Here is a 1,307-nt window from a genome sequence, read left to right as displayed (position 1 = left end):
AAGTGAACTTCACTATTTAACAACTTCTCGACATCTTTTTTTGATTTGGTGGCCATAAAATCATTAAAACGTGTCTCACCTTCAAAAGTTCGATTTGCCACCTTATGTTGTTTCTTGTCATAATGGGCTTTTGCGAGGGCATACAGAGCTTGTATCGTCATCTCCAGAGTAACTTTTCCTTTTAAAGCCAGAGAATGACTGACTTTTTCTTGATCCATGTAAGACCTCCTTTATTTTGGATAATTGGATAGTTCTGGCTTAGCAATAACCTGGAATCCGTAAAGCGCTGAAGGTTCTTCCTTTACAGTAACTACCAAGCGTTTCTGACTTCTGTTCTCACCGTCTTTCACGGCTACTACATAGGTTAGCTGATAAGTTGCTTCATCAACAATCAAGCTAGATTCCAAAATCACAGACTGCAGTTGACCTGCTTGTCTATCTATCGTTAATTGAGGAGCTACGAAATCAGCCATTTTCCCTTTATCAGAGTAAAGGGCTGGCAAAAAGTAACGTGAAAAGGCATCTAGTTCCCCTGTTTTTGACTGAATGGTTTTTAGATTTGAAAGTTCCTTGGATACGGCCGAAAGTTGCTTTTCTTGATGGTAAACTAGCGTAAGTGATAAGCCAGCAAGTGTCAGACTTCCTACTAGACTCAATAACACCAAAACTCTTCCTAAATACACCCAAAAAGAGCGTTTAGAAGAGGTTCGAGGTTTGGGAGTTTCATGTTCCAAGGAAGAGGCTTCAGCTTTTTCTTCAGGAGTCTTCTCTTGATGTTTTGTTTTTGGCTGGCGCTTAAAGAAAGAGGTTTTTGCTTCTTTTGGTGCAGCCTCCTGTTTATTCAATGTACCAGGCTTCAGGAAGAGGCTGTCTGCGATCCCATCAAACGGTAAATAGACATCTTCTTGATAGATCACTACATTCTTTTTATCCAGCTCCTCTACCAATAAAACGGCCTCTGCCTCCTGATGCTTAACCTTGGCATTTTCTCGCTCCAGAGCTTGATAAACAAGATCTCGATTCTTATACGTTGTGGTCGTGTTTTGTGTCAGATTGGTTAAACGGTACATGTTTTTCAGCTCCTTTCAATTTTCCTTCAGCAAGAGCTGTTTCAATATCAGCCCAGGTTAAATTATGTTTGGCCAAGTAGTTTGATCGTTCCTCATGTTTGGCCAGAATGATTTGAGTTTCTAGCTGCTGCAGTTTCTCTTCTTCCTTCTTGGCCTTAGCCATATAGTCAGCTAAGCGGTCTTCCGCTTTCTGTTTTTGTTTTTCCAAAGTTTCTAATTTTGTCATTGTTCCTTTTT

General features: G+C 40.2%; 2 protein-coding genes and 1 pseudogene. All 3 read right to left on the bottom strand.

The window, feature by feature from the left end; genetic code table 11:
• Nucleotides 1-218: pseudogene (locus ACIY19_RS10775) on the bottom strand (hypothetical protein); the annotation flags it as partial.
• 12 nt (nt 219-230) lie between these two features.
• Nucleotides 231-1,070, bottom strand: coding sequence for a hypothetical protein (locus tag ACIY19_RS10770; RefSeq protein ID WP_409003398.1), 840 nt, complete (start codon nt 1,068-1,070; stop codon nt 231-233).
• Nucleotides 1,024-1,296 (bottom strand): hypothetical protein, encoded by a 273-nt coding sequence (locus ACIY19_RS10765; protein WP_061407931.1) that lies wholly within the window; start codon nt 1,294-1,296, stop codon nt 1,024-1,026. Before ACIY19_RS10765 ends, ACIY19_RS10770 begins: the two co-directional genes overlap by 47 nt.
• Nucleotides 1,297-1,307 lie beyond the last annotated feature (11 nt).

The organism is Streptococcus sp. ST14, assembly GCF_046098195.1.
GTDB lineage: Bacteria > Bacillota > Bacilli > Lactobacillales > Streptococcaceae > Streptococcus.
This window is presented reverse-complemented; position numbering and strand designations above follow the sequence as displayed.